23 protein-coding genes, 1 tRNA gene, 1 other RNA gene and 1 pseudogene are annotated in these 26,746 nt (G+C 60.8%); 13 read left to right on the forward strand and 13 right to left on the reverse strand.

Going from position 1 to position 26,746, the window contains the following annotated elements; all coding sequences use genetic code 11:
* Window positions 1-60: 60 nt before the first annotated feature.
* The 3 genes from tkt to acpP are packed head-to-tail and all read right to left on the reverse strand — an operon-like array spanning window position 61 to window position 3,622.
* A complete protein-coding gene (gene tkt, locus SynA1524_RS00935; RefSeq protein WP_186498567.1) occupies window positions 61-2,070 on the reverse strand; it encodes a transketolase in 2,010 nt (669 codons plus the stop codon).
* A 53-nt stretch (window positions 2,071-2,123) separates the two neighbouring features.
* Complete coding sequence (fabF, locus tag SynA1524_RS00940) at window positions 2,124-3,371, reverse strand: beta-ketoacyl-ACP synthase II (RefSeq protein WP_186498568.1); 1,248 nt, start codon at window positions 3,369-3,371, stop codon at window positions 2,124-2,126.
* A gap of 8 nt (window positions 3,372-3,379) precedes the next feature.
* Window positions 3,380-3,622, reverse strand: coding sequence for an acyl carrier protein (gene acpP, locus SynA1524_RS00945; protein ID WP_007099572.1), 243 nt, complete (start codon window positions 3,620-3,622; stop codon window positions 3,380-3,382).
* A 148-nt stretch (window positions 3,623-3,770) separates the two neighbouring features.
* Here acpP and psaC point away from each other — a divergent pair, with 148 nt between their 5' ends.
* Genes psaC through corA form a run of 3 tightly spaced genes read left to right on the forward strand, consistent with a single transcriptional unit; the run spans window position 3,771 to window position 7,101 of the window.
* The gene (gene psaC / locus SynA1524_RS00950) at window positions 3,771-4,016 is read left to right on the forward strand and encodes a photosystem I iron-sulfur center protein PsaC (RefSeq protein ID WP_006850103.1); all 246 of its coding nucleotides are present in this window, start codon (window positions 3,771-3,773) and stop codon (window positions 4,014-4,016) included.
* 52 nt (window positions 4,017-4,068) lie between these two features.
* Window positions 4,069-5,958: a glutamine--fructose-6-phosphate transaminase (isomerizing) gene (gene glmS, locus SynA1524_RS00955; protein WP_186498569.1), complete on the forward strand. Its 1,890-nt coding sequence runs from the start codon at window positions 4,069-4,071 to the stop codon at window positions 5,956-5,958.
* Between the two features lie 18 nt (window positions 5,959-5,976).
* Window positions 5,977-7,101 (forward strand): magnesium/cobalt transporter CorA, encoded by a 1,125-nt coding sequence (gene corA, locus SynA1524_RS00960; protein ID WP_186498570.1) that lies wholly within the window; start codon window positions 5,977-5,979, stop codon window positions 7,099-7,101.
* Here the strand turns inward: corA and SynA1524_RS00965 are convergent.
* Both SynA1524_RS00965 and rimM read right to left on the reverse strand, forming a co-directional pair.
* Window positions 7,077-8,537: a mannose-1-phosphate guanylyltransferase/mannose-6-phosphate isomerase gene (locus tag SynA1524_RS00965; protein ID WP_186498571.1), complete on the reverse strand. Its 1,461-nt coding sequence runs from the start codon at window positions 8,535-8,537 to the stop codon at window positions 7,077-7,079. The two genes, corA and SynA1524_RS00965, sit on opposite strands and share 25 nt — an antisense overlap.
* A 59-nt stretch (window positions 8,538-8,596) precedes the next feature.
* Entirely contained in the window at window positions 8,597-9,130 is a 534-nt protein-coding gene (gene rimM, locus SynA1524_RS00970; protein ID WP_186498572.1) for a ribosome maturation factor RimM, read from the reverse strand.
* Window positions 9,131-9,184: 54 nt separating this feature from the next.
* Between rimM and SynA1524_RS00975 the strand changes: the two genes are divergently transcribed.
* Both SynA1524_RS00975 and SynA1524_RS00980 read left to right on the forward strand, forming a co-directional pair.
* Window positions 9,185-9,370: an NAD(P)H dehydrogenase subunit NdhS gene (locus tag SynA1524_RS00975; RefSeq protein WP_011127026.1), complete on the forward strand. Its 186-nt coding sequence runs from the start codon at window positions 9,185-9,187 to the stop codon at window positions 9,368-9,370.
* A gap of 3 nt (window positions 9,371-9,373) precedes the next feature.
* On the forward strand, window positions 9,374-10,198 hold the full coding sequence (locus SynA1524_RS00980) for an ion transporter (RefSeq protein ID WP_186498573.1): 825 nt from the start codon (window positions 9,374-9,376) through the stop codon (window positions 10,196-10,198).
* Here SynA1524_RS00980 and rnc read toward each other — a convergent pair.
* Together rnc and rnpB are read right to left on the reverse strand one after the other, a co-directional pair.
* Entirely contained in the window at window positions 10,165-10,881 is a 717-nt protein-coding gene (gene rnc, locus SynA1524_RS00985) for a ribonuclease III (RefSeq protein ID WP_186498574.1), read from the reverse strand. The genes SynA1524_RS00980 and rnc overlap by 34 nt on opposite strands.
* 8 nt (window positions 10,882-10,889) lie before the next feature.
* Window positions 10,890-11,276, reverse strand: an RNA gene (gene rnpB, locus SynA1524_RS00990) — RNase P RNA component class A.
* A 40-nt stretch (window positions 11,277-11,316) separates the two neighbouring features.
* Here rnpB and SynA1524_RS00995 point away from each other — a divergent pair.
* The 3 genes from SynA1524_RS00995 to SynA1524_RS01005 all read left to right on the forward strand — a co-directional run bounded on the left by SynA1524_RS00995 (window position 11,317) and on the right by SynA1524_RS01005 (window position 12,311).
* A tRNA-Arg gene (locus SynA1524_RS00995) sits at window positions 11,317-11,390 on the forward strand.
* Window positions 11,391-11,482: 92 nt separating this feature from the next.
* A complete protein-coding gene (locus tag SynA1524_RS01000) occupies window positions 11,483-11,809 on the forward strand; it encodes a DUF8670 family protein (RefSeq protein ID WP_186498575.1) in 327 nt (108 codons plus the stop codon).
* A gap of 37 nt (window positions 11,810-11,846) precedes the next feature.
* Entirely contained in the window at window positions 11,847-12,311 is a 465-nt protein-coding gene (locus SynA1524_RS01005) for a DUF8661 family protein (RefSeq protein WP_186498576.1), read from the forward strand.
* Here SynA1524_RS01005 and SynA1524_RS01010 read toward each other — a convergent pair.
* Together SynA1524_RS01010 and SynA1524_RS01015 are read right to left on the reverse strand one after the other, a co-directional pair.
* Window positions 12,294-13,370, reverse strand: a pseudogene (locus tag SynA1524_RS01010) (acetate/propionate family kinase). The gene SynA1524_RS01005 and the pseudogene SynA1524_RS01010 sit on opposite strands and share 18 nt — an antisense overlap.
* The gene (locus tag SynA1524_RS01015) at window positions 13,370-15,892 is read right to left on the reverse strand and encodes a glycogen/starch/alpha-glucan phosphorylase (RefSeq protein WP_186498577.1); all 2,523 of its coding nucleotides are present in this window, start codon (window positions 15,890-15,892) and stop codon (window positions 13,370-13,372) included. The pseudogene SynA1524_RS01010 and the gene SynA1524_RS01015 overlap by 1 nt, the downstream one beginning before the upstream one ends.
* Window positions 15,893-16,104: 212 nt before the next feature.
* Here SynA1524_RS01015 and SynA1524_RS01020 point away from each other — a divergent pair, with 212 nt between their 5' ends.
* A complete protein-coding gene (locus tag SynA1524_RS01020; protein ID WP_186498578.1) occupies window positions 16,105-17,481 on the forward strand; it encodes a cation:proton antiporter in 1,377 nt (458 codons plus the stop codon).
* Here SynA1524_RS01020 and SynA1524_RS01025 read toward each other — a convergent pair whose 3' ends face one another.
* Window positions 17,482-17,802: a hypothetical protein gene (locus tag SynA1524_RS01025; protein ID WP_186498579.1), complete on the reverse strand. Its 321-nt coding sequence runs from the start codon at window positions 17,800-17,802 to the stop codon at window positions 17,482-17,484.
* Between the two features lie 47 nt (window positions 17,803-17,849).
* On the opposite strand from SynA1524_RS01025, the gene SynA1524_RS01030 reads away from it, so the two are divergent.
* Window positions 17,850-18,722, forward strand: coding sequence for an alpha/beta fold hydrolase (locus SynA1524_RS01030; RefSeq protein WP_186498580.1), 873 nt, complete (start codon window positions 17,850-17,852; stop codon window positions 18,720-18,722).
* 67 nt (window positions 18,723-18,789) lie between these two features.
* Complete coding sequence (locus SynA1524_RS01035; protein ID WP_186498581.1) at window positions 18,790-19,644, forward strand: aldose epimerase family protein; 855 nt, start codon at window positions 18,790-18,792, stop codon at window positions 19,642-19,644.
* Here SynA1524_RS01035 and SynA1524_RS01040 read toward each other — a convergent pair.
* A complete protein-coding gene (locus tag SynA1524_RS01040) occupies window positions 19,629-20,780 on the reverse strand; it encodes an FAD-binding oxidoreductase (RefSeq protein ID WP_186498582.1) in 1,152 nt (383 codons plus the stop codon). The genes SynA1524_RS01035 and SynA1524_RS01040 overlap by 16 nt on opposite strands.
* Window positions 20,781-20,794: 14 nt before the next feature.
* On the opposite strand from SynA1524_RS01040, the gene SynA1524_RS01045 reads away from it, so the two are divergent.
* A complete protein-coding gene (locus SynA1524_RS01045; RefSeq protein WP_186498583.1) occupies window positions 20,795-22,141 on the forward strand; it encodes a four-carbon acid sugar kinase family protein in 1,347 nt (448 codons plus the stop codon).
* On the opposite strand, the gene SynA1524_RS01050 is transcribed toward SynA1524_RS01045, so the two are convergent.
* Complete coding sequence (locus tag SynA1524_RS01050; protein ID WP_186498584.1) at window positions 22,040-23,398, reverse strand: (Fe-S)-binding protein; 1,359 nt, start codon at window positions 23,396-23,398, stop codon at window positions 22,040-22,042. The genes SynA1524_RS01045 and SynA1524_RS01050 overlap by 102 nt on opposite strands.
* 109 nt (window positions 23,399-23,507) lie before the next feature.
* Complete coding sequence (locus SynA1524_RS01055; protein WP_186498585.1) at window positions 23,508-24,140, reverse strand: hypothetical protein; 633 nt, start codon at window positions 24,138-24,140, stop codon at window positions 23,508-23,510.
* 495 nt (window positions 24,141-24,635) lie between these two features.
* Here SynA1524_RS01055 and SynA1524_RS01060 point away from each other — a divergent pair, with 495 nt between their 5' ends.
* Window positions 24,636-26,690 (forward strand): calcium-binding protein, encoded by a 2,055-nt coding sequence (locus SynA1524_RS01060; RefSeq protein ID WP_186498586.1) that lies wholly within the window; start codon window positions 24,636-24,638, stop codon window positions 26,688-26,690.
* Window positions 26,691-26,746: the final 56 nt, after the last annotated feature.

Below are 26,746 nucleotides of genomic sequence, written 5' to 3' on the forward strand. Positions count from 1 at the left end.
AACAAAAAAAGACCCCCTGCCGCGGCAAGGGGTCTGAATTTTCGATTGGGCCGTCGTTGATCAGGCCAACAGGGCGCTGGCCTTGGCCACCACGTTCTCAACGGTGAAACCGAACTCCTTCAGGCAGGTGCCACCAGGCGCAGAAGCACCAAAGCGGTTCATGGTCACGCTGTCACCGTCTAGGCCGATGAAGCGGTGCCAGCCGAAGGATTCAGCGGCTTCCACCACCATGCGCTTGCGCACGGCGTTGGGGAGAACCTCTTCCTTGTAGGCATCGCTCTGCTCATCGAACAGCTCGACGCAAGGCATGGAGACCACGCGCACCTTCTTGCCGGCTTCCGTCAGTTGCTTGGCAGCCTGGACGCAGAGGTCGAGCTCAGTGCCGGTGCCGATCAGGATCAGCTCCGGGGTGCCGTCGCAATCGTCCAGCACGTAACCACCTTTGGCGACCTTGTCGATGGAGGAGTTGGCCTGGTTGGCCATGCCCTGGCGGCTGAGGCAGAGAGCGCTGGGGCGCTTGCGGTTTTGAATCGCCAGCTTGTAGGCACCGCTGGTTTCGTTGGCATCACCGGGGCGGAACACCAGCATCCCGGGCATGGCGCGCAGGGAGGGGATGGTCTCGATCGGCTGGTGGGTGGGGCCGTCTTCTCCGACGCCGATGGAGTCGTGGGTGAGCACGTAGATCACACCCAGCTCACTCAGGGCCGATAGGCGCATGGAGCCGCGCATGTAATCGGCGAACACCAAGAAGGTGCCGCCGTAAGGGATCAGGCCGCTGTCGTGATACGCGATGCCGTTGAGGATGGCCGCCATGGCGTGTTCACGCACACCGAAGTGCAGGTAGCGCTTCTCAGGGGTTTCAGGCTGGTAAGAGCCGGTCTCACCCTTGATGTCGGTGTAATTGGAGTGGGTGAGGTCAGCCGAGCCGCCGATCAGTTCGGGCAGGTTGGGGCCGAGGGCACCCAGGCAGATCTGGGAGTGCTTGCGGGTGGCCAGACCCTTCTCGTCAGGGCCAGCGGTGGGCAGATCCTTGTCCCATCCCTCGGGCAGTTCACCGCGGAGCATCCGTTCGAACTCAGCGGCTTCAGCAGGGAATTGGGTGCGGTACGTGGCCAGAGTCTGGTTCCACTCGGCTTCGAGGCTGGCGCCGCGATCGATGGCCTGGCGGAACTGGTCATAGGCCTCCTGGGGCACTTCGAAGGGGCCATACTCCCATCCCAGCTGCTGACGGGTCAGAACGGTCTCGTCTTCACCCAGGGGTGCACCGTGGACACCGGCGGTGTCGCCCTTGTTGGGGGAGCCGTAGCCGATGGTGGTGGTCACCTTGATGATCGACGGCTTGTCGGTGACGGCCTTGGCGGCTTCGATCGCCTTGGCGATGGCGTCCACGTCGGTGTTGCCATCAGCCACGTGCTGCACATGCCAGCCGTAGGCCTCGTAGCGCTTGAGCACGTCCTCGGTGAAGGACACGTCCGTGCGGCCGTCGATGGTGATGTGGTTGTCGTCGTAGAGGGCGATCAGCTTGCCCAGCTTCAGGTGGCCGGCCAGGGAGCAGGCTTCCGAAGCAATGCCCTCCTGGTTGCAGCCATCACCCATCACCACGTAGGTGTAGTGATCCACGAGGGTGGCGCCGGGCTTGTTGAACTTGGCGGCCAGGTGGGATTCAGCGATCGCCAGGCCGACGGCGTTGGAGATGCCGGCGCCCAGGGGGCCGGTGGTCACTTCAACACCGGGGGTTTCAAAGGTTTCGGGGTGGCCGGGCGTCTTGGAGCCCCACTGGCGGAACTGCTTGATGTCGTCGATCGACACCGAGTCGTAGCCGGTGAGGTGCAGCAGCGCGTACTGCAGCATGCAGCCGTGACCAGCCGACAGCACAAAGCGGTCGCGGTTGAACCACTTGGGGTTCTTGGGGTTGTGCTTGAGGAATTTGTCCCAAAGCGCGTAACCCATGGGTGCGCAGCCCATCGGCAGGCCGGGGTGGCCGCTCTTGGACTTGTTGATGGCATCGACGGCCAGCATCCGGATGCTGTTGATGCAGAGCGTGTCGAGAGACGCGGGCGCAGCGACCATGGTGTTAAGGAGAAAAGTTGGGGCGATTGTGACGCACGATGAGAGCCTGAGGCTCAACTGGCGCGTTTGAAAGCCAGGCAGACGTTGTGGCCGCCGAAGCCGAAGGAGTTGGACAACACCGCTCCCAGTGTCTGATCCCGCGCCTGATTGGGCACGACATCCAGATCACAGTCAGGATCCGGGTTGGTGTGGTTAATGGTCGGGGGAACGACCCCATGCTGGAGGGCCAGCACGCAGGCCACCGCTTCGATGCCGCCGGATCCACCCAGCAGGTGGCCGGTCATCGATTTGGTGGAGCTCACTGGAATCTGCAGCGCACGATCCCCCAAAGCACTCTTGATGGCCGAGGTCTCGTTCTTGTCGTTGGCAGGGGTGCTGGTGCCGTGGGCGTTCACATAATCGATCTCAGATGGATCGATGCCGCCATCAGCCAGGGCCAGTCGCATTGCTTCAGCGCCGCCGACACCGCCCGGTGTGGGTGAAGTGATGTGGTGGGCATCGCAGGTCATGCCGTAGCCCACCACTTCTCCGAGGATCGTGGCGCCACGCGCTTGCGCGTGCTCCAGCGTTTCGAGCACGAGCACGCCGGCCCCTTCGCCGATCACGAACCCGTCGCGTTCCTTGTCGAACGGGCGACTGGCGGTGGCGGGTTCGTCGTTGCGGAAGGACAGGGCCTTGGCGCTGGCGAACCCGGCAACACCCAGAGGGGTGATCGCCGATTCAGCACCACCACACACCATCGCGTCAGCTTTGCCCAGCTGCAGCAGCCGGAAGGCATCACCGATGGCGTTGGAGCCAGCCGCACAGGCGGTGGCCACAGCGGAACTCGGCCCCCTGGTGCCAAGGGCAATGGCGGCCAGACCGGTCGCCATGTTGGGAATCATCATCGGCACGGTGAAGGGGCTCACCCGTCCCGGACCTTTGCCTTCCAGCACGTGGGCCTGGGTCTCCATGGTGAGCAGACCGCCCACGCCGGAACCGATGATCGTGCCGATGCGATTGGCATTGGCATCGGAAATCGTGAGGCCGGCATCAGCGATGGCCTGTTTGGCGGCCACGACACCGAACTTGCAGAAGCGATCCCAGCGCTTGGCTTCCTTCGGTTCGATCAACCCAGCGGGATCGAAGTCCTTCACTTCCGCAGCGAAGCGACAAGCGTGGTCAGACGCATCAAACAGAGTGATTGCACCGACCCCGTTCCGTCCGGAAATCAGGCCGTTCCAGTAGCCCTGAACCGTGTTGCCGATCGGTGTGACCGCGCCGAGGCCCGTGACGACGACGCGATGGAGACCGTCCACCATGTCGTTGCTCAGGCCTGCTTGTCTTCGATGTATTTGACGGCGTCTCCCACGGTGGTGATGCCCTCGGCGGCTTCGTCAGGGATTTCGATGTCGAAGGCCTCTTCAAGGGCCATCACCAGTTCCACCGTGTCTAGGGAATCAGCGCCCAGGTCGTTCTGGAAGTTGGATTCGGGTTTCACCTCACCGGCATCGACGCTGAGTTGCTCCGCGACGATGGAACGGACTTTCTCGAGGATCGCTTCCTGTGACATGGCCGTGGCAACGGGACGCTGCATCTTACGGGGAGGCCCTCTTCTAACTTCTCGGACTTGGGCAGCTCATTAACAACGGTGACGGCTGCTGCGTGGCTCAGCGGTGGCACGGGTACGTTTGCTTCACGACCTCGTTCGCACCGGGTACATGTCCCACGCCGTCAAGATCTACGACACCTGCATCGGCTGCACCCAGTGTGTGCGCGCCTGCCCCCTCGATGTGCTCGAGATGGTGCCCTGGGATGGCTGTAAGGCCGGACAGATTGCTTCCTCTCCCCGTACCGAAGACTGCGTCGGCTGTAAGCGTTGCGAAACCGCCTGCCCCACCGACTTCCTCAGCATCCGGGTCTACCTGGGTGATGAAACCACCCGTTCCATGGGCTTGGCTTACTGACGTCAGCGTGATCACGCCATAAGCTCGGCCCGGCTTGTGCCGGGCTTTTTTTATGTGCGGAATCGTTGCCCTGGTGGGGTCCCAGCCTGCAGCGCCACAGTTGCTTGAGGGTCTGCGGCAACTGGAGTACCGCGGATACGACTCTTCTGGCGTGGCGACGGTCAACCGTGAGGGACGACTCACCTGTCTGCGGGCCAAAGGCAAGCTCGTCAACCTCAGTCAGCGTGTGGAGGCCATCGGGGCCCCCGGGCAGTGCGGCATCGGCCACACCCGTTGGGCCACTCACGGCAAACCGGAGGAGCACAACGCTCACCCCCACTGCAGTGCCGATGGAGGGGTCGCTGTGGTGCAGAACGGCATCATCGAAAACCACCGGCAGCTCCGGGATGGCCTTGAAGCTGGCGGCGTGGTGTTCCAGTCGGAAACGGACACCGAGGTCATCCCTCATCTGGTGTCCGCTGAACTTCACCGAAGCCTCCAGAACGGCGAACAGCCCAGCGGTTCCACCTTGCTTCAGGCGGTGCAGGCCGTGCTGCCCCAACTGCAGGGGGCCTACGCCCTGGCGGTGATCTGGGAGCAGACTCCTGGCGCTCTGGTGGTGGCCCGCCGGGCTGCCCCCTTGTTAATCGGCCTGGGTGAGGGCGAGTTCCTCTGTGCCAGCGACACCCCGGCTCTGGCCGGATTCACCCGCACGATCCTGCCGATGGAGGACGACGAAGTGGCCCTGTTGTCGCCGCTGGGGGTGGAGCTCTACGACGGCGACGGCGTGCGTCAGCAGCGGATGCCGACCCTGCTGACAGGAATGAACCACATGGCGGACAAGCGGGAGTTCCGCCATTTCATGCTCAAGGAAATCCATGAGCAGCCAGAGACGGCGGCACTGTGGGTGTCTCGCCATCTGCCAGCGGGGCTGCCGGCATCGATGCCCGTGGCCTTGCCGTTTGATGAGGCCTTTTATGCCGGCATCGAACGAATCGAGATCCTGGCCTGCGGCACCAGTCGCCATGCGGCTCTGGTGGGTGCCCATTTGCTGGAGCAATTCGCAGGATTGCCCACGGCCGTTCACTACGCCAGTGAATTTCGATACGCCCCGCCGCCGCTGGCCCCTAATACCCTCACGATTGGTGTCACCCAATCTGGCGAAACAGCCGACACCCTTGCGGCCTTGGCGATGGAGGCCCAGCGCCGCACCACCCACCCTGACCCGGCCTATGCACCGCGCCAGCTGGGGGTGACCAACCGTCCAGAGAGTTCGCTCTCCCGTCAGGTTCCCCATGTCTTGGACATCGGTGCCGGCATTGAAGTGGGCGTGGCGGCCACCAAAACGTTCATAGGACAGCTGTTGGCCTTCTATGGCCTGGCGATGGCCTTCGCAGCACGCCGCGGCAGTCGTTCAGCCGCTGAAATCCAGACGCTGGTGGATGAATTGCGCATGCTTCCCCAGCAGCTACAGGAGTTGGTGTCGCTCCATGATCAGCGCTCAGAAGCCTTGGCCCATCGCTTTGCCGAAACCCAGGACGTGATCTTCCTGGGTCGGGGCATCAACTACCCCATCGCGCTGGAGGGTGCTCTCAAGCTCAAAGAGATCAGCTACATCCATGCCGAGGGCTATCCGGCTGGTGAGATGAAGCACGGTCCTATTGCCCTGTTGGATGCCCATGTTCCGGTCGTGTCCATCGCGGTGCCGGGAACAGTGTTCGAGAAAGTGCTCAGCAACGCCCAGGAGGCCAAGGCCCGCGATGCTCGCTTGATTGGTGTGGCCCCAGAGGGACCTGACACGGCGCTGTTTGATGACTTGCTGCCGGTGCCGGAGGTGAGCGAGTGGATCAGCCCGTTGCTGACGGTGGTGCCCATGCAGCTGTTGAGTTACCACATCGCAGCCCATCGGGGCCTGGATGTGGACCAACCCCGCAATCTGGCTAAGAGTGTGACTGTGGAGTGATTTAAATCGGCGGATCCCATGGCCCGACAGGTCCGTCGCAGCAGCAATGCGGTCAAGACGCGCCGGTTGAGTGAACGACCGGGCGATCTGCCTGGGCCGTTGTTCGTTCATGGCGGCCTCGCACCGACGGGCCTTTCTGCGCTGTGTTTAGAGGCAGAGGGTGTGAGCACCCACTTGGCGTTGACCCTCGAGCAATTGCAGGATCTGCTCCAGCGGGGTGAGCCGCTCTGGGTCCGGATCAAGGGACTGGGAAGCCCTGATCTGCTGGCCGATGTGATCTCAATGCTGCGGGTCCCTGATGCTCTCCAGCCGGTGTTGGTGGAAACGCCTCAGCGCACGCTGGTGGATGCCGTTGGAGACGTGCTTCAGGTGGTGATCCATCGCCTCAGCATGGGGGCCAGCGGTCGGGTGATCAGCGAGCAGGTGGGTGTGGTTCTGATGCCGAATCTGGTGCTCACCGTTGAGGAAGTGCCGCGCCGGATGGCCTTTCCTGAATTCACCGAGTGGTTGGTGAAGCTGCCGGATTCGCCGGATCGTTCCCTGCTGGACGACATTTTTTTCTTCCTCCTGGATGAGGTGCTGGATGAGGTGCTGCCGCTGTTGGAGGATCTCGCCGAGGAACTGGATCAGCTCGAAGAGGCATCGCTGCGACGCCCCACGCCGCGGCTGCTGCGACAGGCCTACGACATCCGCTCCGACCTGCGCCGGGTTCGAACCGTGGTGTGGCCCCTGCGCAGCCAGCTGATTGTGTTGGTCCGGCAGGGCAAACGACTGCTGGATCGAGAAGCCGTTCGCGGTTTCCGGGAGGTGAGCACCCACGTGGATGGGGTGTTCGAAACCGCTGAAGTGCTGCGGCACCAGTGCGATGGCGTGACCGCCAGCTACATGGCCAGCATCAGCAACCGTATGAATCAGGTGATGAAGGTGCTCACGGTGATCTCAAGCATTTTTGTGCCGTTGACGTTCATCGCTGGTGTGTACGGCATGAATTTCGATCCGGAGGTGTCCCCCTGGAACATGCCGGAGCTGGAGTGGCCCTATGGCTATGTCCTTTGCATGGTGGTTATGGGTCTGATCTCTCTGACCCAGGTGATTTGGTTTCGCCGTCAGGGCTGGTTTCAGGACTGGACGGGCATGCGCTGATCGCTGCGGCCGTAGCGGTCCTCGAAGCGCACGATGTCGTCTTCGCCGAGATATTCACCGCTCTGCACTTCGATCAGCTCCACTGGGATGCGACCGGGGTTGGACAGGCGGTGTTTGCAGCCCAGCGGGATGTAGGTGCTCTGGTTTTCACCCACCAGTTGCTGTTCACCATCCCGCTCCACCAGGGCCGTGCCTTTCACCACCACCCAGTGCTCAGCCCGGTGATGGTGCATCTGCAATGACAGGCTGGCGCCGGGGTTCACCGAAATACGTTTTACCTGCCAGCGGTTGCCCTCGGTGACGCCGGTGTAGGCACCCCAGGGGCGGTAAATCTTGCGGTGGGCCTTGCCTTCCGGGCTGCCATCCGCCTCCAGTTGCTTGACCACCGATTTGATCTCCTGGGCCTTGGAGCGATCGGCGATCAGCACGGCATCGTCCGTTTCCACCACCACCAGGTTCTCTACGCCAAGACCCACCACCAGGCGGTGTTCGCTGCGCAAATAGCAGTTGCGACTGCCCTTGTTGATCACCCGCCCCTGCAGCACGTTGCCGTCACCGTCACGGTCCGCGGTTTCCCAGAGCGCACTCCAGCTGCCCACGTCACTCCAGCCGGCATCCAACGGCAGCACTGAACCCAGCTCCGTCTTCTCCATCACCGCCACATCAATGGCCACGTTGGGGCACTTGGCGAAGGCTTCCCGCTCCAGTCGCAGAAAGTCCAGATCGGCGACGTCCTGTTCAAGGGCGGCACGGCAACAGCTCACCACCTCCGGTGCCAGGCGCTCAAGCTCCCCCAGCATGGCGCTGGCCCTGAACAGGAACATGCCGCTGTTCCAGGTGAAGCGGCCGGTGGCCAAGAATTGCTCTGCGGTGGCCCGGTCCGGTTTTTCCACGAAGCGGGCGATCGGCACCTCACCCATGGATTCGCCGCTGAAGGGTTCGGCTGCCTCGATGTAGCCGTAGCCGGTTTCCGGAGCGGTGGGAACGATCCCGAAGGTCACCAAGCGACCGGCCTCTGCAGCGGATCTACCGGCATCCACCGCCTGGCGGAATTGCTTCGCATCGCGGATCAAGTGGTCGGCAGCCAGCACCAGCAGCAATGGGTCCTTCCCTTCAGCCGTGGCCTGCAGCGCCGCCACCGTGACGGCTGGAGCGGTGTTCCGTCCCATTGGTTCCAGCAGGATGGCGTTGGGTTCAACGCCGATCTGCCGCATCTGCTCGGCCACAATGAAGCGATGGTCTTCATTGCAGATCAGCAACGGTGCCTCGAGGCCATCGAGACCCTCCAGCCGCTGCTGGGTCTGCTGCATCAAGGTGGTGTCGCCATGCCCGCTGAGGGGCCAGTACTGCTTCGGGTAACTGGCGCGGGACAGGGGCCAGAGCCGTGTGCCTGTGCCACCGCAGAGGATCACAGGGATCAGAGGGGTGCTGGCCACGCTGTGAATCGTTGATTGATCCTAAGAATCGCCTGGGCTGGGACCTTCTGTCGATGGGCTCAGAGATCCAGCAGTCCAGGCGGCGGGGTGAGCAGCAACCAGCCCGCCTCGAGGTGTACCTCAGGCACGATCGATTCCACAAAGGGAATCAGCATCGTGCGACCTGCGGATGTCTTCAGCTCCAGCAGATCGTTGCCACCACTGATCAGGTCGGTCACGACTCCGATGGCGGGCTCGTCGGGGTGCAAGCGGCCCTCCAGACCAACAAGATCCAACAGATGGAATTCGCCCTCCTCAAGCTCGGGGCGGTCACTGGCGGGCACCAGCAGCTCCTGACCCACCAGCGCCTCTGCTGCATCGCGGCTGTCGATGCCCTCCAGGCGCACGATGAACAACGACTTGCCCGGAAGCTGGCGTCCTTTCTTGAGTTGAACTTCCTTGGGTTCTCCGCCCTTGCGTCCCTGCAGCCAACGGCTGCCAGGGGTGGTGAAGCGTTCCGGGAAATCGCTGGCGGGGTTCACCCGAAGTTCACCCTGCAGTCCCTGAGCGCCCACCAGCTTGCCTACGATCAGCCAGTCTTCGCTCTCGGCCATGCGTTCGGGGGGTGCTCCATCGATAATGACGCCAGAACTGACCTCGCCCGAGCCATGGCGTCTGCTGCTGCACCGATTCTTCCGGGCGCTACGGTCACGGTCCAAGACGTGACCTCGATTTACAACGGTTACACCGGTTTCGTGCAGCGCATCAGCGGTGATCGTGCTGCTGTGCTGTTCGAAGGTGGCAACTGGGACAAGCTGGTGACGATGCGGTTGAAGGACCTGCAGCCCGCCTAATCGATGGCGTCGGATCGCAGCCTGCGACAACGCCTGCGCTCCACGGTGCTGGAGGCAACCACTCCCGCAGGCAAGCTATACAACGTCTTGATTTTCGGGGCGATCCTGCTCAGCGTTCTGGCCTTGCTGCTGGAGCCGGACCCTCTGGGAAATTCGGCCCTGCGTCAGACCAATGTGGTCTGGATCGATGTGGCCCAGAACATCTGTCTGGCTGTGTTTGCGGCCGACTTCGTTCTGCACCTGCTCTTGGTGGAGCAACCGCGGCGATATCTGTTCAGCTTCTACGGGTTGATTGACGCCTCAGCGGTGCTGTTTTTCTTCGTGCCGCAGATTCGCAGTGAACTGCTGCTGTGGGTGTTCAAGTTCGGGCGCATCCTGCGGGTGTTCAAGCTGCTCAAGTTCATTGATGAAGCCCGCGTGCTCGGGCAGGCGTTGCGAGGCAGTGCCCGCACCATCTGCGTTTACCTGTTTTTTGTCTTCCTGTTGCAGGTGGTGCTGGGGTACTTCATCTTCGTGATTGAAAGTGCCAGCCCAGACTCCCAATTTCAGACGGTGTCGAACGGGGTGTACTGGGCCATCGTCACGATGACCACCGTGGGCTATGGGGATCTTGTTCCTCAGACGGCTCTTGGACGTTTACTGGCCTCCGTGGTGATGATGCTGGGCTTCGGCATCATTGCGATCCCCACCGGGTTGCTCACGGTTTCAGGGGTTCGGCACCAGCAAAAACAGCGGGGAATCACCTGCTCCGCCTGCGGCCGGCAAGGACACAGTGATGATGCCCGCCACTGTGATCAGTGCGGAACGTCGTTGCCGACAAGGGTCTGAGCGGCTGCGATCGCAGCGTTTTGTTCGGCCTCCTTGCGCGAGCGTCCGTGGCCTTCGGCCAACACTTGGCTGGCCACACGCACCGTGCTGCGGAATCGCTGTGGATCGCCATGGCTTTGGCTCCGTTCTTCAGTGCTGTACTCCGGGAGGCCCAATCCCTGACCCTGGCTCCACTCCTGCAGCGTGGTCTTGCCGTTGAAACGATGGGGTGCCGCCAGCACGTCAACACTGGTGCGATGCCAGTGGGGGGTGAGCCAACCCAGGATCGGCTCAAGGCTGCCGCTTGCTCTGTAGAGGGCTCCGATCAGTGCTTCGGTGGCATCAGCGCGAATCGTCGCTCGAGCAGCTGCATCACCCAGCGCTTTGGCCCCGAGGAGCAAGCAGGTTTCGATGTCGATCCTTTCCCCCAGCTCCGCCAGCCAGCGATCACTCACGAGCTGGGCGCGAAGGCTTGAGCTGTCGCCCACGGTCAAATCAGGATGGTGGCGGTCGAGATAGAGCGTTGCCGCAAGACGCAGCACCGCATCGCCGAGGAACTCAAGCCGCTCGTTGTGGTCGGTTCGTCCGCTCGAGGTATGGGTCATGGCGCGTTCCACCTCCAGAAGGAGGGTCGGGCTGTCCAGGTCCTCCAGGCTTAGCCGCCTGATCAGGCTCTGCAGAGAGTCACGACGCGCTTGGTCCACGGAAATGGGGGTGAAAGCAGGACATAAGCCGGGTTCTGTTCACGCCTCCGAAGAGGGTGGGTGGCTATCTATCTAGGACCGCCGTTACCGACGGCCTCGAGCGGCGCGTTCAAACGGAACGGGGCCAATGGCCAGCCGTCGTTCCTTGGCCTTGCTCCCAGCCGGGGTTTACCGAGCCAGCACCTCTCGATGCTGCTGGTGCGCTCTTACCGCACCTTTGCACCCTTGCCTGTGCCTGGGGGAATCCCCACGGGGCCATCGGCGGTGTGTTTCTGTGGCACTCTCCTCACGGTCACCCGCACTGGGCGTTACCCAGCAAGCCTGGCCATCAGGGAGCCCGGACTTTCCTCAGCCGACACTCAAAGAGATCGGCCGCAACCACCTCGCCTGCTTTCAGCCCACATCATGCCTCGCGGGCATAATCGAGGCAGATCGGGGGCTGTAGCTCAGCCGGATAGAGCAACGGTTTCCTAAACCGTAGGTCGTGGGTTCGAGTCCCGCCAGCCCCGTCAGGAGCGCCAACATCGGTAGTGGACGCTACATCTAGTGGGGTGGGCAGACCGTCCTCCACCGCTAGGGTTGGAGTAACCGGGTGGGTGCCATGACCCAGCTACACGACCTCCGACTGCGCCTTCTCGTACAGCAGGAAAGCGAGCGCATTGCTGACACCCAACCCACGGATCTCGACCTCTCTGTGGTGCAGGCCAGATGCCTGTGCTGGCTGGCACTGCTGGCGGAGGCCCATGAGGATCAGGCGAGCGATGCCGAGCGTCGTGGAGATACAGAACAGGCCATGGGCTGGTTTGCCGATTCGATGCGACTCCGGGATGTGATTGGTGTGGTGTCGTCGATTGAGATTCCTCTGCCTGGAACCATCGAGGACGATGACAAAAGTTCAGAGGACGACCGCGGACCTCTTGCTGCCTGATGGGTGGCATAGTGTGAGATGAGATCGAGGGACTGCGGTGCCGGAAGAGCCCTGTCAATGCCCGGACTGTCAACGGTTTTACCGGGAGCATGACCGGCTGATCCGCGAGTTCCCCACCCTGCGTCAGCAGCAGGAGTTGAACTGGGCTGCTCTCCAGTCTTTCAGGACCCTGTCTGGACGTGTTCTGGAAGATCTGCAGAAACAGCAGGGTGCACGTCAGCAGCAGGATCAGGCTGCGGCCAACGCCCGTGGACCGGCAGCTTCAGCGGACGAGTCCAGTGATGGCCTTCAACAGGCCATGGCGGACCTTGAGAACATCAACGCTCATCTGTTTTCAATCGAAGCACTTATGGAGCGCGTTTTTGATGTGCGCGTTCCTGAAGAGATCGAACAGAAGTTCCGTGAACTTGCCGGTGAGCTTGCTCCCGATCCCCTCAACGTTGATCGTCTGCGGTTGAACCGCCTTCTGCACCAGACGCCGGATCTACCCGACCGCAGCTGAAGCAGGCGTCTCGCTGTGTCGCTGACAAAGGCGGGCAATCATGCCCTCCTCATCCGCTGGGATCACAACGGTCGAAAAGTCTCCCCACCAGGACAAGGCTGTCGCCAACTCCTGCTTGAGTTGCTCGTCGTGCTCGCCGATTCCACCGGTCAGCGCCTGCACATCCACACCGCCGAGGCTGGCGGCCATCGACCCCAGCAGCTGCAGCAGCCTATGGCGGAACACATCCAAGGCTCGAATGGCCCCGTTGTGGCCGGTTGCAGCCGCTTCGCGAATGGTTCGCATGTCACCGCTGAGGCCGGACAGTCCCTTGAGGCCTGATTCCTTCTGCAGGATCGTGGCCATTTGGTCTTCGCTGTAGCCCTCTCGCATCAGTTCCAGCAAAAGCCCGGGGTCGACGTTGCCGGAACGGGTGGCCATCACCAGCCCTCCCAAGGGGGTAAATCCCATGGTGGTATCGATGCAACGCCCGCCTCTTACCGCTGCCAGCGAGGCCCCTGCTCCGAGGTGAGCGCTGATCAGCCGCAGCTGTGATGGATCTTTGCCCTGCCCACGCCATTGAGCGGCCACCGTTTCGGAGACGTGCTGATGGTTGATCCCGTGGAAACCGAAGCGACGGAAGCCCTTGTTCCTGAACTCGCTTGGGATGGCATAGGTTTAAGCCGCAGCGGGAAGGCTGCTGTGGAAGGCGGTGTCGAAACAGGCCCTTTGCGGCAGCTCTGGGGCCCAGTGACGGGCCCAGGCGAATCCTTTCAACGCAGGCGGATTCTGCAGCGGCGCCAGGGGGATCAGCTCCGTCAGGGTGGCTTCCACTTCTTGCGTAATCAGGGTTGGGGCCGTGAAGCCTTCACCGCCATGGACCACGCGGTGACCAATCAGAGACACCTGATGACGATGGGGTCCCAGGGCTAGCGCGAGCCAGCTGTCCAGCACCTCTTAAAGCGATTCATCCGCAGCCACACTGCGGCCGCCGTGCCAGGGGCAGGCCCCGGTGGAATCCACAAGGGCCGGCTTGAGGCTGGAACTGCCGAGATTGATAACCAGGGCAAGGTCGCCCATCAGCGCACGTCGCAGGTGATTTCGACGTTGAGGGGATCGACGTTCCAGATGTTCTTGCAGTACTCGCCGATGGATCGGTCAGAGGAGAAGAACCCGGTTCGGGCGGTGTTCAGCAGCGACATGCGGTTCCAGTGCATGCGATCAGTCCAGGCGAGGCTGACGGCCTCCTGGGCCCGCAGGTAGTCGGCGAAGTCCGCCATCACGAAGAACGGATCGTTGCCGGTGAGGTTGTCCAGCAGCGGACGGAACAGCTCGCTGTCGCCATTGCTGAAGTGGCCCATCTCGATCAAGCGCAGTGCTTCCTGCAGCTCAGGCATGGCGTTGATGAATGCGCCGGGGTTGTAACCGCTCTGCTTGAGTTCGTTGATCTCCTCCACGGTCTTGCCGAACAGGAAGAAGTTCTCAGCGCCCACCAGCTCGCGGATCTCCACATTGGCGCCATCTAGGGTGCCGATGGTGAGGGCACCGTTCATGGCGAACTTCATGTTGCCGGTGCCGGAGGCTTCCTTGCCGGCGGTGGAGATCTGCTCGGAGAGGTCGGAGGCGGGGTAGACCTGCTCGCCGAGCTTCACGTTGTAATCCGGCAGGAACACCACCCGCAGGCGGCCGTCCATGTCGGGATCGGCGTTGACGGTCTCGGCGATGCCGTTGATGAAGCGGATGATCAGCTTGGCCATGTAGTAGCCGGGAGCGGCCTTGCCACCGAAGATCACGGTGCGGGGGGCCATGCCGTCGGCTCGACCGTTCTTGATACGCAGGTACTGGGTGATCACCTGCAGCGCATTGAGGTGCTGGCGCTTGTACTCGTGGATGCGCTTCACCTGCACGTCGAACAACGTGGAGGGATCCACCAGCACACCGGTGTTGCGATGGATGTAGCTGGCCAGCTTGCGCTTCACCGACAGCTTGGTGTTGCCCCAGTGCTCAAGGAAGCCCTGGTCGTTCTGGCGCTCCTCCAGCTTGCGCAGGTTCTCCATGTTGGAGATCCAGTCCTCGCCGATGTGCTCGTTGAGCAGGGTGGACAGCTCGGGGTTGGCCAGGGCCACCCAACGGCGTGGGGTGACGCCATTGGTCACGTTGGTGAACTTCTCGGGCCAGAGCTCAGCGAATTCCGGCAGCAGATCGGTCTTGACCAAATCGGAGTGCAGTGCCGCCACGCCATTCACATGGTGGGCACCGATGGTGGCCAGGTGGGCCATGCGCACAGCCTTGCTGCCGTCTTCATCGATGATCGACAACTTGCGCTGGATAGCGTCGTTGCCGGGGTAACGCAGACGCAGCTGCTGGAGGAAGCGACGGTTGATCTCGTAGATCAGTTCCAGATGGCGGGGCAGCAGGTTGCCGAACAGGTTCAGGTCCCACTTCTCCAGTGCCTCCGGAAGCAGGGTGTGGTTGGTGTAAGCGACGGAACGGGAGGTGATGTCCCAAGCTTTGTCCCAATCCATGTGGCGGTCGTCGATCAGCAGACGCATCAGCTCCGCAACAGCGATGGCGGGGTGGGTGTCGTTGAGCTGAACGGTCCAGTACTTGGGGAAGTCCTCAACGGGTAGCCCGCGGTTGTCGAGACTGCGCAGCATGTCCTGCAGGGAGCAGCTCACGAAGAAGTGCTGCTGCTTCAGTCGCAGACGGCGACCTTCATCGGTGCCATCGTTGGGATACAGCACCTTGGAGAGGGTTTCGCTGCCCACCTTTTCCTCAACGGCGCCGTAGTAATCGCCGATGTTGAAGGCATAAAAGTCGAAGCTCTCGGTGGCATCGGCGCGCCAGAGCCGCAGTCGATCGCAGATGTTGACGCGATAACCCAGCACGGGGACATCGTGGGGGATTCCGATGGCGTGCTCGGCGGGAATCCAGCGGGAGCGGTAGCTGCCCTTGTCGTCGATGTAGCTCTCGGTACGGCCACCGAAGCCAACGAAGCAGGCTTCATCAGGCTGGGGCAGTTCCCAGGGCCAGCCGCCCTTCAGCCACTTGTCGGTGATCTCCACCTGCCAGCCATCGCGGATCAGCTGGTCGAAGATGCCGAATTCGTAGCGGATGCCATAGCCCGTGGCGGGGATCTTCAAGCTGGCGAGGGACTCCAAATAGCAGGCCGCCAGGCGTCCCAAACCACCGTTGCCAAGTCCAGGTTCTTCCTCCACATCCAGGATCTGCTGGAGGGATTCGATCCCGAAGTTCCGAAGCGCTGCCTCGGCTTCCTGTTGAATCCCGAGGTTCAGCAGATTGTTGTTCAGCTGGGGCCCGATCAGGAACTCTGCCGAGAGGTAAGCGACAGACTTCTGGGGATGGGCTCGCATCGCCTCAGTGGTGGCGAGATAGCGCATCATCAGGCGGTCGCGCACCGCATAGCTCAGCGCCATGTAGAGGTCATGGCGGCTGGCGGTAGGAGCGAGCTTGCCGAGGGTGAAGAACAGGTGCTCGGTCATGCCGTCGAAGACGCTCTTGGCGTCTAGGCCAGCCCGTTCGGGATCGTTGTAACAGCCGGGGGTCGGCAGGCGCAGGTCGAGGGGTTGGGACGTTGTCATGGGGTTTCAGTGAGCCATGGAGTGTGGAATCACCGTCAGGCCAGGGGTGCTCGCAGCCCAACTCAATGAATTGATCGGAACGTAGCTATCACAACTAGGGCTGCCTGAAAAAAGGGGTCCTTCTACAGCATTCCCGGTTAATTGGGATCATCCAGAGAACAGTTCAGCGGCGGAATCACCATTAATGTTCGTCAAAAGACTTGCTCGGCTTGATGCTGTTGCCAACTCTGCTGATCGAAATCAGCAGTCACGACCTTGAATTGGCGGAAACGATGATCAGCGTCCTTCGCTTCGTGCTGATTTTCGTGGCAGCCCGAACCCTCGCGGAGGTATTGGTGCGGTTCGAGCTGCCCACGATTCTCGGTGAGCTATTGGCTGGGGTGCTGATCGGTGCGTCGGGTCTGCATCTTCTTGTGCCGCCGGAGACCCAAGTTCAGCTTTCCGGAACTTTCTCTGCGGTCGTGTCCGGTCTGTCTCATGTGCCGGTGGAGAACATTCCAGAGCTTTATGACGAGAGCTTTGGGGCCCTGCAATCAGTGGCCACCTTGGGGCTTTACTCCCTGCTTTTCCTGACTGGGCTGGAGAGTGAGCTGGAGGAGCTGATGGCGGTAGGTGCTCAGGCGTTCAGTGTTGCCGTGGTGGGTGTAGTGCTGCCCTTCGCTCTAGGCACCTTCGGCCTGATGGCGATCTTCCACATAGGTGCGATTCCAGCGATCTTTGCGGGTGCATCGATGACGGCAACCAGCATCGGCATCACCGCGAGCGTTTTTGGTGAATTGGGGTATCTGCGCACCCGTGAGGGCCAGATCGTGATCGGTGCCGCTGTGCTCGACGACATCCTCGGAATCGTGATCTTGGCCATCGTGGTGTCCTTGGGAGCAGGCGGAAGCCTGCAGATCGGTCCCATAGTTCAGCTGGTGGTGGCTGCGGTGATGTTTGTTGTGGTAGCCCTGTTGTTGAGCCAAAAGGCTGCCCCTGCCTTCGACTGGCTGATTGATCAGCTCAAGGCTCCAGGCGCCAAGCTAATAGGGTCCTATTTGCTTCTCGCCGTGAGCTGCTTAGTGGCCTCGGCGATTGGTTTGGAGGCTGCTCTTGGGGCCTTTGCTGCTGGCTTGATCGCAAGTACTTCGAAGCACCGCCACGATATTCAGGCGGCGGTCACCCCCATCGTTGGCCTGTTCGCCACAATTTTCTTTGTGCTGGTTGGTGCCGGCATGGATCTGTCAGTTATCAATCCATCCGATCCTGGAGCCCGTTCCGCCCTTGTAGTGGCAGCCTTCCTGTTCGCAGTGGCGATCATCGGCAAAGTGGCGGCCGGCTGGGCCATCTTCAGTCAGGAGAAGACCAACAAACTGGTGGTGGGTCTTGGGATGATGCCTCGTGGCGAAGTCGGCTTGATTTTCCTGGGGCTGGGCACCGCCTCGGGTTTGCTCAGTGCTGGTCTTGAGGCAGCAATCCTGCTGATGGTGATCGGCACCACGTTCTTGGCTCCAGTGTTGTTGCGTCTCGTCCTGAAGGACAAGCCCCCTGAAGATGGGAATGAGGTCCCTGAGGAGTTCGCTGCTGATCCGCTGGCTGGAGCCTCCTGATTAGGTCCTGTCGCGATTGGTCAAGGTCAGCAAAAGGCTCCAGCCCAAGACCACCACGCCCAGGCTGGAGGCCCAGCCGGGACCCAAAGCCCAACTGCATCCCAGCTGTGTTGCTAGCCCAACGGCCATGGCCAGCAGCAGGCTGCTCAGGATCAGGACCCCCTGTCTCCAATCTTCTGGAATGGTGCTGGTCTCCAGGCTGGCTTCCAACCGACTGAGCGGTGCACTCAGGGGCACGTACAACGCCAGGGCCCAGATCAGGGCTCCCCTCCAGACAGCAGCATCGGCAAGGGGTCCGCTGATCACCTCGTAGCTCTGCATTCAGGCTTCGGACGGGCTGCCTAGCATCGCGCCTCCCGCCTTTCGTTGTGGACACCTACCGCTGGAGCCACCTCGGACATGCTGTCCACACGGTCCATCAACAGCCCGAGCAGGACTGCAGTGATCGTCCTGCGCTGTTGCTGGTTCATGGTTTTGGGGCGTCCACCGACCACTGGCGACACAACATTCCCGTGCTGGCCAAAACCCATGCCGTGCACGCGGTCGACCTACTGGGTTTTGGCCGCAGTGCCAAGCCAGCCGAGCTGGCCTATGGCGGCCCCCTCTGGCGCGACCAGCTGGTGGCCTATGTGAGGGAGCGCATCGGACGTCCCACGGTGATTGCTGGAAATTCCCTCGGAGGCTTTGCTGCCCTGGCGGCTGGTGCAGCGCTCCACCAGGACTGCGCTGGTGTGGTGTTGCTCAATGCGGCCGGTCCCTTCAGTGATGAACAGCAGCTTCCCAAGGGGTGGGGCGCCATTGCACGGCAAAGCATCGGCAGTGCTCTGCTGAAAAGCCCGGTGCTGCAGAGGTTGCTGTTTGAAAATCTGCGCCGTCCGGCAACGATTCGTCGCACCCTCAATCAGGTGTATGTCGACAAAACCAATGTGGACGACTGGTTGGTGGAGTCGATCCGTCGCCCATCGCTCGATCCCGGCGCCTTTGGTGTGTTCCGCACGGTGTTCGACATCCCCAGGGGGCAGCCCCTCGATGAGCTCTTCGCGGAGCTGACCGCACCTCTCCTGCTGCTCTGGGGGATCCGTGATCCTTGGATCAACGCCCCCGGACGGCGCTCCACGTTCCAGCGGCATGCGCCGGCGGCCACCACGGAGGTGGTGCTGGATGCGGGCCACTGCCCCCATGACGAGGTGCCTGAACAGGTGAATGCCTCGTTGTTGGATTGGCTGGCTGATCTGACGTGAGCCACAGCACCGACAGATGAGGATTGGCCAGCTAGCTGGGTAGGCCAGACTCGGCGCGCCTCAGCGGATGCCCATGACCCTCACCCAGCAGACCGCTCCCTATGCCCATTGGGAGTATCTCCATCCCGAGACCGGTGATCGTCTGCGGATCATTCCCGAACGGGGCGGCATCGTCAGCGAATGGCGCTGTGGTGAGCGTGAGGTGCTCTATTTCGACCAGGAGCGTTACGCCGACCCTGCCAAAAGCATTCGCGGGGGCATCCCCGTCCTGTTCCCCATCTGCGGCAATCTTCCCGGTGATCTGCTGCAGGTGAATGGTGTTGATCACACCCTCAAACAGCATGGTTTTGCCCGCAATCTTTCCTGGCAGCTGCAATTGCTGGATGACCAGAGAGGCGTGCGTCTCAGCCTTAGTAGCACCGACGACACTCTTACGGCCTATCCCTTTGCCTTTGTGGTGGAGATGGAGGTGCGTTCTGTTGCCATGGCCCTAGAGATCAGCACCACGATTCACAACCGCAGCGATCAGCCGATGCCCTTCAGCTTCGGGCTGCACCCTTATTTCAACGTGAGCGATCTGGCCAAGACCCGACTCACCGGTCTGGCGGAGCGTTGTCTGAATCATCTGGAGATGGCGGATGCTGCCACCGATGAGCAGCTGTCTTGCCTGCCGGAGGGCATCGATTTCCTCTGTCGGCCAGCTGGTGATGTCACCTTGATCGATGACGTCACCGGTGCCCAGCTTCAGCTTCAGCATCAGGAGCCAATGGATCTCACCGTGGTCTGGACCGAACCCCCCCGCAAGATGGTGTGCCTGGAGCCTTGGACCGGACCCCGCCAATCCTTGGTGAGTGGTGACCGCAAGCTGGTGCTGGAGCCCGGCACCCAGCAGACCGTGGCCTGCCGCTACGCCGTGTCCTGATTGACCCCCGGCAGTCGTCGGCGGCAGAGTTGCTGCCGCGGATCGAACTGTCGCTTCACAGCTTCGATCACCGGACGGGCTGGCGTATCCAACCAGGCGGGGATGGCAGCTGTTTCTGGTTGCACGAGCACGGTCAGTGCCCCGCCGAGCTCAATCACGCTGCGGCGTAGGGCTTCCACCTGGAACGGTTGGCTGGCTCCGCTCGACCAGCCATCACCGCAACCGGCACCGGCGGCAACGTCCCAGCTCCAACCGGTCAGTGCCCACGCAGCTGGGCTTTGCAGCAGTTCAGACACCTTGGCGGGGGGGAGCACGACGCGCACCAGCCAGGTCGGTGCAGAACAGGTCAGTCCGTTGTCCCTTGGGTCTGAGCACGGTTGATGGTCTGATGTCAGGCCATGGCTGCGGCCGATGTTGTCCAGCCGTTGCAGCTGCTCCTCAACCGCTTCGTCCGAAACGCTGCTCACCACGATTCTCAGCTGCAAACCCTGCTCAACGGAGCCCTGCCAGTCGCAGCGTTCGGGCGTGAGCGTGGAGCGCACTAGCTCGGCTCTGTAGCTCTCCAGGTCCGACAAGGCGCCATCGAGCACAAGCGCCGCTTGATGGGGCCGGACGGGCTGAACCCGCAGGGTGACGTCTGTGATCAGAGCCAAGCTGCCCCAGCTGCCGCAGAGCAGCCGCATCAGGTCATAGCCCGCCACATTTTTGACCACCCGTCCGCCGGCACGGGCTTCCACGCCATCGGCCCGCAGCAGGCCGATGCCGATGATCTGGTCGCGCACCCCGAGGTGACGTTGACGCAATCCACCGGCCAGGCCCCGCGCCACCAGGCCGCCAATGCTGCCGGCGTTGCCATCACGGGGCAGATCAACCGGCAGCCACTGGCCCTGTTTGGCCAGCAGAGCCTGAAGGCTGTCGAGGGGCATACCCGCTTCCACAGACAGGGTCAGGTCGTCGACGGCATGGTCGATGACACGATCCAGATGGCGGCAGCTCAGTACGTCATGGCCGGGATCCAGACGAGGCCCCCAGCCCAGGTGCTGACCCAGGCCGCTAGGGATCCACGGGGTGGCGTCTTGATGCCACAGGCGCACCAGCTCGATCAAGGCGCTTCGGTCGGCGGGGGAATGGCTCACGGCACGATGGTGCCATGAAGGTTGTGGTGATCGACGACGACCCCACCGGCTCGCAGACGGTGCACAGCTGCCCGCTGCTGCTGGAGTGGGATGAGGAAATCCTGAGGCGGGGCCTGAGGCACCCCTCGCCGCTGCTGTTTCTGCTGGCGGACACCCGGGCGCTGACCCCCGAGGATGCCGCAGCGCGCAATCGAGAGATTGTCCGCCATCTGGATGAAGCGCTGGCTGCAGAAGGGTTGGGTCGTGGCGATGTGCTGCTGGTTAGCCGCGGTGATTCCACCTTGCGCGGCCATGGCGTGCTGGAGCCAGTCACCTTGCAGGAAGCCTTTGGACCCTTTGACGCCACATTCCACATCCCTGCATTTCTTGAGGGTGGCCGCACCACGCGGAACGGCGTTCATCTGTTGAACGGTGAACCGGTGCACACCACCGCTTTTGCCAAAGATCGGATCTTTGGATTCAGCACCAGCGATCTAGCGAACTGGCTGGATGAGAAAAGTGGTGGTTTGATCCGTTCTGCCGAGGTGCAGCGGATCGACGTTCGCAAGCTTGATGCGGCTGGAGGGGCTGGTCTGCCGGGGTTGATCGATCGACTCCGATCCCTCAAAGGCAATGCGCCGGTGGTAGTCGATGCCGAACGGCAGGACCAGCTGAATGCTCTGGCTGCTGCCGTACGGGCGTTGCGCAGCGAGAAACGCTTTCTGTTCCGCTCCGCCGCCAGCATGGTGAAGGCTCTGGCGGATCCAGGGCCGCAACCACTGGATGCCGCAGGGTTGGCGGGACTGCGGCGACGTGCCTCGGACGATCGTGCTCTGCCCGGGCTGGTGATGGTGGGATCCTATGTGGCACTCGCGGATCAGCAGCTGGAGCGGCTGCTGGTGGAACCGGGCTGCCGAGGGGTTGAGCTGCCGGTACCTCGCATCGCCCGCGTGCTGGAGGGGCCGACACCCGATCTGCTGCTGGCGGATCTGGAGCGGGTCTGGTTGCAGCAGCTGCAAGAGCTGCTTGGAGCAGGCCTAACTCCGGTGTTGTTCACCAGCCGCGGTGAGTTGCGCTGCGCTTCCGAGCAGGAGGGCCGGCGTTTGTCCTGTGCCCTAGCTGAGTTGATGGCGCGACTGGCGGCTGCTTTGGCGCCGGATCTTGGTTATCTGATCAGCAAAGGAGGAACCACCACGCAGACCCTGCTTTCCAAAGGGCTGGGGCTGACGGCCGTGCAGCTGGAGGGGCAGTTGCTGCCGGGGCTGTCCTTGGTGCGTTCGTCAGAGGGGCGCCACTCTGGCCTGCCGATCATCACCTTTCCGGGAAACCTCGGCAGTGCCGACACCCTGCGCGACGCCTGGCAGCGCATGGAGGCCGGCTGAGGCGGCTAGCAGTTGCATCGGGTGCAACACCTCAGCGCGATCGCCCAGGTGACGTCGCAACTGAAGGGTGCAGCCGATGTTGGCGCTGGCGACGATTCCGGCGCCGGTGCTGCTGAGGTCAGCGGCTTTGATGCGGCCGAGCTCAGCGGCTTCATCGGGTTGAACCAGGTTGTAGATGCCCGCACTGCCGCAGCAGACGCCGGCTTCGATGGCCTCCCTGAGTCGGATGCCGGGAATGGCCCGCAGCAGAGCCCGGGGTTGGGTCTGAATGTTCTGGCCATGAATCATGTGGCAGGCGTCGTGCATGGCCACGGCCTCAGGCAGGGGTTGCAGCTGCGATGTGAATGTCTCGGAGAGGCCGCGATCGGCGAGAAACTCCTGCACGTCCAGGACTGGCGCACGGAACTGGAGGTCCCCTTTCAGCAGTTCGTCGTAAGCCTTCATCGTGTGGCCGCAACCGGACGCTGCCACCAGCACGGCATCGAGATCCCCGTCCACGCCGTTCATGCTGCTCACAAGATCAGAGGCCAACTGGCGGGTCAACTCCAGTTCCCCCTGGTGATGACTTACGGCACCGCAACAACCTTGATCCGGCGGGATCACCACCTCGAACCCATTGGCCTGCAGCACCTTCACCGTGGCGATGCTGACGGCCGGATCGAAGCAGCGCTGCACGCAGCCCAGCAGTAATGCAACGCGGCCGCGGCGGTCACCGGTCGCTGGATTGATCGTTGGCAGGAAGTCGTCGAAGCTTTCGGGAGCCAGCGCTGGCAGCAGTTGCTCCATCGCTTCAATCTCCGGACCAAAAAGCCGGGTCAGGCCGGAGCGGCGGGCAAAGGCCTGCAGCGATGTGCCGACATAGGCCCGCAGGGGTTGCAGCAGAGATCTCAGCCGCCTGGGGTAGGGCAGCACCTGCAGCAACAATTGACGGAAGCTGATCTGCCAGCTGCTGCGGTGCTGCAGCTGATTCAGCTTGGGTCGTGTCGCCTCAATCAGTTGGTCGTAGCGCACGCCGGATGGGCAGGCGGAGACGCAGGCGTAGCAGCCCAGGCAGGTGTCGAAATGGCTGGCGACGGTGGCGTCCAGTTCCAGTTCACCGGCTTCGATGGCCCGCAGAGCGTGGATACGGCCGCGAGGGGAATCCATTTCGCTGGCCAGCACGCGGTAACTGGCACAGGTGGGTAAGCAGAAGCCGCAGTGCACACAGGGATCTGCAGCGCCTGCTGGCAGGCCGGGGAGCTGAGACTTTGGTTCCATCCAGTAATTGTGAACCAAGAACAGAGGCTCCGTTGGTTTATTTGTGAGGTTTAAACCCTTTAGAAATCGTTTTATTGTTGATGTCTATAAAAAATTCGCAAATTGCCCGCTAAGCCTGCGCAATCAATTCGCGTGTTTTTAAGAGGGGCTTAAAAGCTCTCATGTCTTTGACTTCCCAAAATGATTCAACAAGTGGGCATTGATTTCGATATCTGGTGGCGGTGCTTTCGAACTCTGCTTGGCTTGGCTCAAGGAAGCCATAACAGATATCAAGAAAGATATCTATATGATCTAAGTTAACCTGTCGTTTGATTAATCCCTTCTCAATTAATTTCCAGGTAGCGAGTGACGAGGACTGAGATTGATTTTTCAGTTCTTCGAATGATTCGCGAATTGCACTACCATATTCCTTTATATGTTCCGCAGAAAATGATTTACCTTGATTCGTGCGATCGTTGCTGCTATGAGAATTCGATTGTAAAATGAATTGTCCAATAAAATGCTTCAATTCTTGATGGTATAACTTTTCCAGGGAAGTGTTTGATAATGACATCGATGCAAATTCTAGCTCCTTCATTACTTGTGAGCATTGAGAAAAGAATGTTTCAACGTAATCCTGCCCTAATAGCTGAACCTGGCGATTCAAATGTTCGAGAACTGATTCAAAGTGAGGAGCGATCTTTTCGGGTATTCGAAGTCGCGTGGTTGTTCCAAGCGCTGGATAGTTCTTTTGGAATGGCATATGACTTAAGAGCAGAAGCCTTCAAATGCTCAATCGCGACAAAAATTTCATCGAAGGTGTGGCGCGAGCAAAGCATGCTGGGTTATAAATTAGTAATCAAATTTTTAGCATGAGGTTAAATCCTGCGTTACGGCGACTTTTTGTGTGATTTCGGAGACAAATTTGTTGGCGACCTCTCTGTGTGACGCTTTCTTCTTTGGTATTTATCTGGATTGTTTGATTTGGGACGAATTGACTTTTGATTCGGGACGCATTTTATTTTTCATGCGTCCCGTTTGCCTTGAATATGTCCCGTGGGTTTGTCCTAGTTCTTTCACTTGTCCCGTGTATTTGTCCCGAACACACAAGCGATTGTCTGTTTTCTTGGACTTGGAGCATGAATTGATCTGATGTAGTGCGGCAAACATCTCTCTGAAAGAACCCTCGTTATCAAGGCAGTGATGTTGCGCGTTACTGATGTCAACGTGCAGCGCGATTCTTTAAGTCTCTTATTCCATGGCTAAGAAGGTCACCATCGGGCAAACAACTGCTCTGATCCCAGAAGCCGGTTCCGCGATTCAACCTGAGTGGCTGCTCGACGGGGAAAGTGGCAACACCAACTTCCCGTACTCCAGCTACAAGGCTCTCGCCACCGTCGGCGAGGTGGATGCCAAGACTAAGCTAGGTCTCACCGGTTATCCCGATGGTCAGGCTGCCTGGCTTGTGGATGATGACACCGTTCGTGTTGCCTATCAGTCTGAGTCTTATGCCAACGTCACTGGCTACCGCACTGGCGTAGCCGAAGGTGAGACCTATGCACGGGCAATGAAGACCGGTGTGACCTTCACTGGATCCAGGATCCACACCATTGACTACGCCCGCGATGCATTCGCGGATTTCATGAACAATGATTCTGCCGCCAGCGACATGGTTAAAGGCAGCGGTTTCCTGTTTAATCGTGTGTTCAACCTCTTTGGTGAAGAGGTCACTCCTAAGAACACTGATCCCACGGATCTGGCAGCCAAGTGGGGCAACCAGACCCTGCCTTCCGGTGACATCATTGAGTTCAGTGCCCCTCTCGCCGACGCTGACTTTTTCTTCCACTCCTTTTGTGGCGCTTGGTATGAGCCTGCCAATCGTTATGGCGAAGGACAGGGCTTCAGCGATGACATCTGGCTGATGGCCGAAGAGTGGGACATCGGTGAAGACGCTTTCGGTCCCGCAGGATCGGCCGTGGGTAACGAGACCATGGGTCTTGCTGCTATGGCCGTCGATGTTGCCAATGAAGTCGCCTACTCCGTACCGGCCCTGGGCCAGACCGGTTACGAGAAGATCGCACCTCTGAACACCGGTGAGAGCGATTACGTGGTGATGGTGACTGCCGGTTACAATCACGGCCAAGATCCTGCTCCTCTGAAGATCTACGTCGGCCGCAAGGGCTACGACGCAGAAGGCAACGTGATCACTGAGGATCACAGCGAGCGCGATCAGTTTCTGGGCCGCAACGGCATGCTCTGGGGTCAGCTCTATGGCCAAACCCTGAAGAACAAGCACTTCGACAAGCTGGGTATCGTCGCCGACGAAGATGGCAACGGCCGTTTCGACGACCAGGTGATGAACACCTACCTGACTTCCCAGGCGAAGGCTGGTGATTCCTACAAGGGTCGTTTCTATCCCACCAGCTTCCAGTGGGGCGGCTGGGATGAGCCCACCGCTGTTGGCAACACCGAGATGTTCCTCTGGGAGCGTCCCGAAGAGCAGCCCAAGAACTACACGTTCTTCCAGGGCGACAAAAAGACCGAGCACCAGGCCATAGATCCTTCTGGAAAGGCTCGCTGGTTCCAGAACATGACCGATGAGGGTGCTCTGCTTGGCTTCAACTTGAAGAATCTGGCCAAGCAGCTCAAGAGCAACCCTGATGCTGATGGTAACTCGCTGCCTGACTACATCAACTACAAATCTGTTGTGACCATCCCCGCCACGGATGGATCACTGCGTGTTGATGTGGGTGATGAAGGTCTAGCCCACAAAGGTGAAGCCAACCCTGACGGCAGCCTCACTCATGCCACGCACGTTGAAAAGGGTGTTGAGAAGATCGTTTCCAACGACGGTCTGTACTGGGCCAAGGGTAAGGACGGCAATGTTCTGATCCTGGATGAGGATTCCGGCAACGATTACGGCGAGCGCAAGATTGCACTTCCTCTCAAAGGAATGGAATTGCGTGATGAAGCCACCGGTTACTTCCTGGGTGCTGCTGGTGGTACTCTCAGCCCACGTTATGAAGCTGGCGCTGCTGCTCTGGCTGGAGCGTTCTCTGCTGCAGGGACTAATGAGTTCTCCGGCAGCTGGGATGTCACGGGCATGGTGACCCGCAAAGATGACGGCAGCTTCTATTCCAAGGAAGAGCTGTCTGGCAGTGGCATGCAGGATGTGGCCGATATGGTCCACATCGAGGATCACACCTACATCGGTGTTGTTCAGGCCCGTCCTGAGTCCGGCGGTCAGGTTGAGGAGATCGGCGGCGATGCCGGTGGCCAGGTGTTCATGTTCGAAATGAGCAACTTCTACTGATTGGCTCTGTCCAATCAAGTCTCAGCCCCCTCATTTGAGGGGGCTTTTTTGTCGTC

It is taken from the genome of Synechococcus sp. A15-24, from assembly GCF_014280195.1.
Classification (GTDB): Bacteria; Cyanobacteriota; Cyanobacteriia; order PCC-6307; family Cyanobiaceae; genus Parasynechococcus.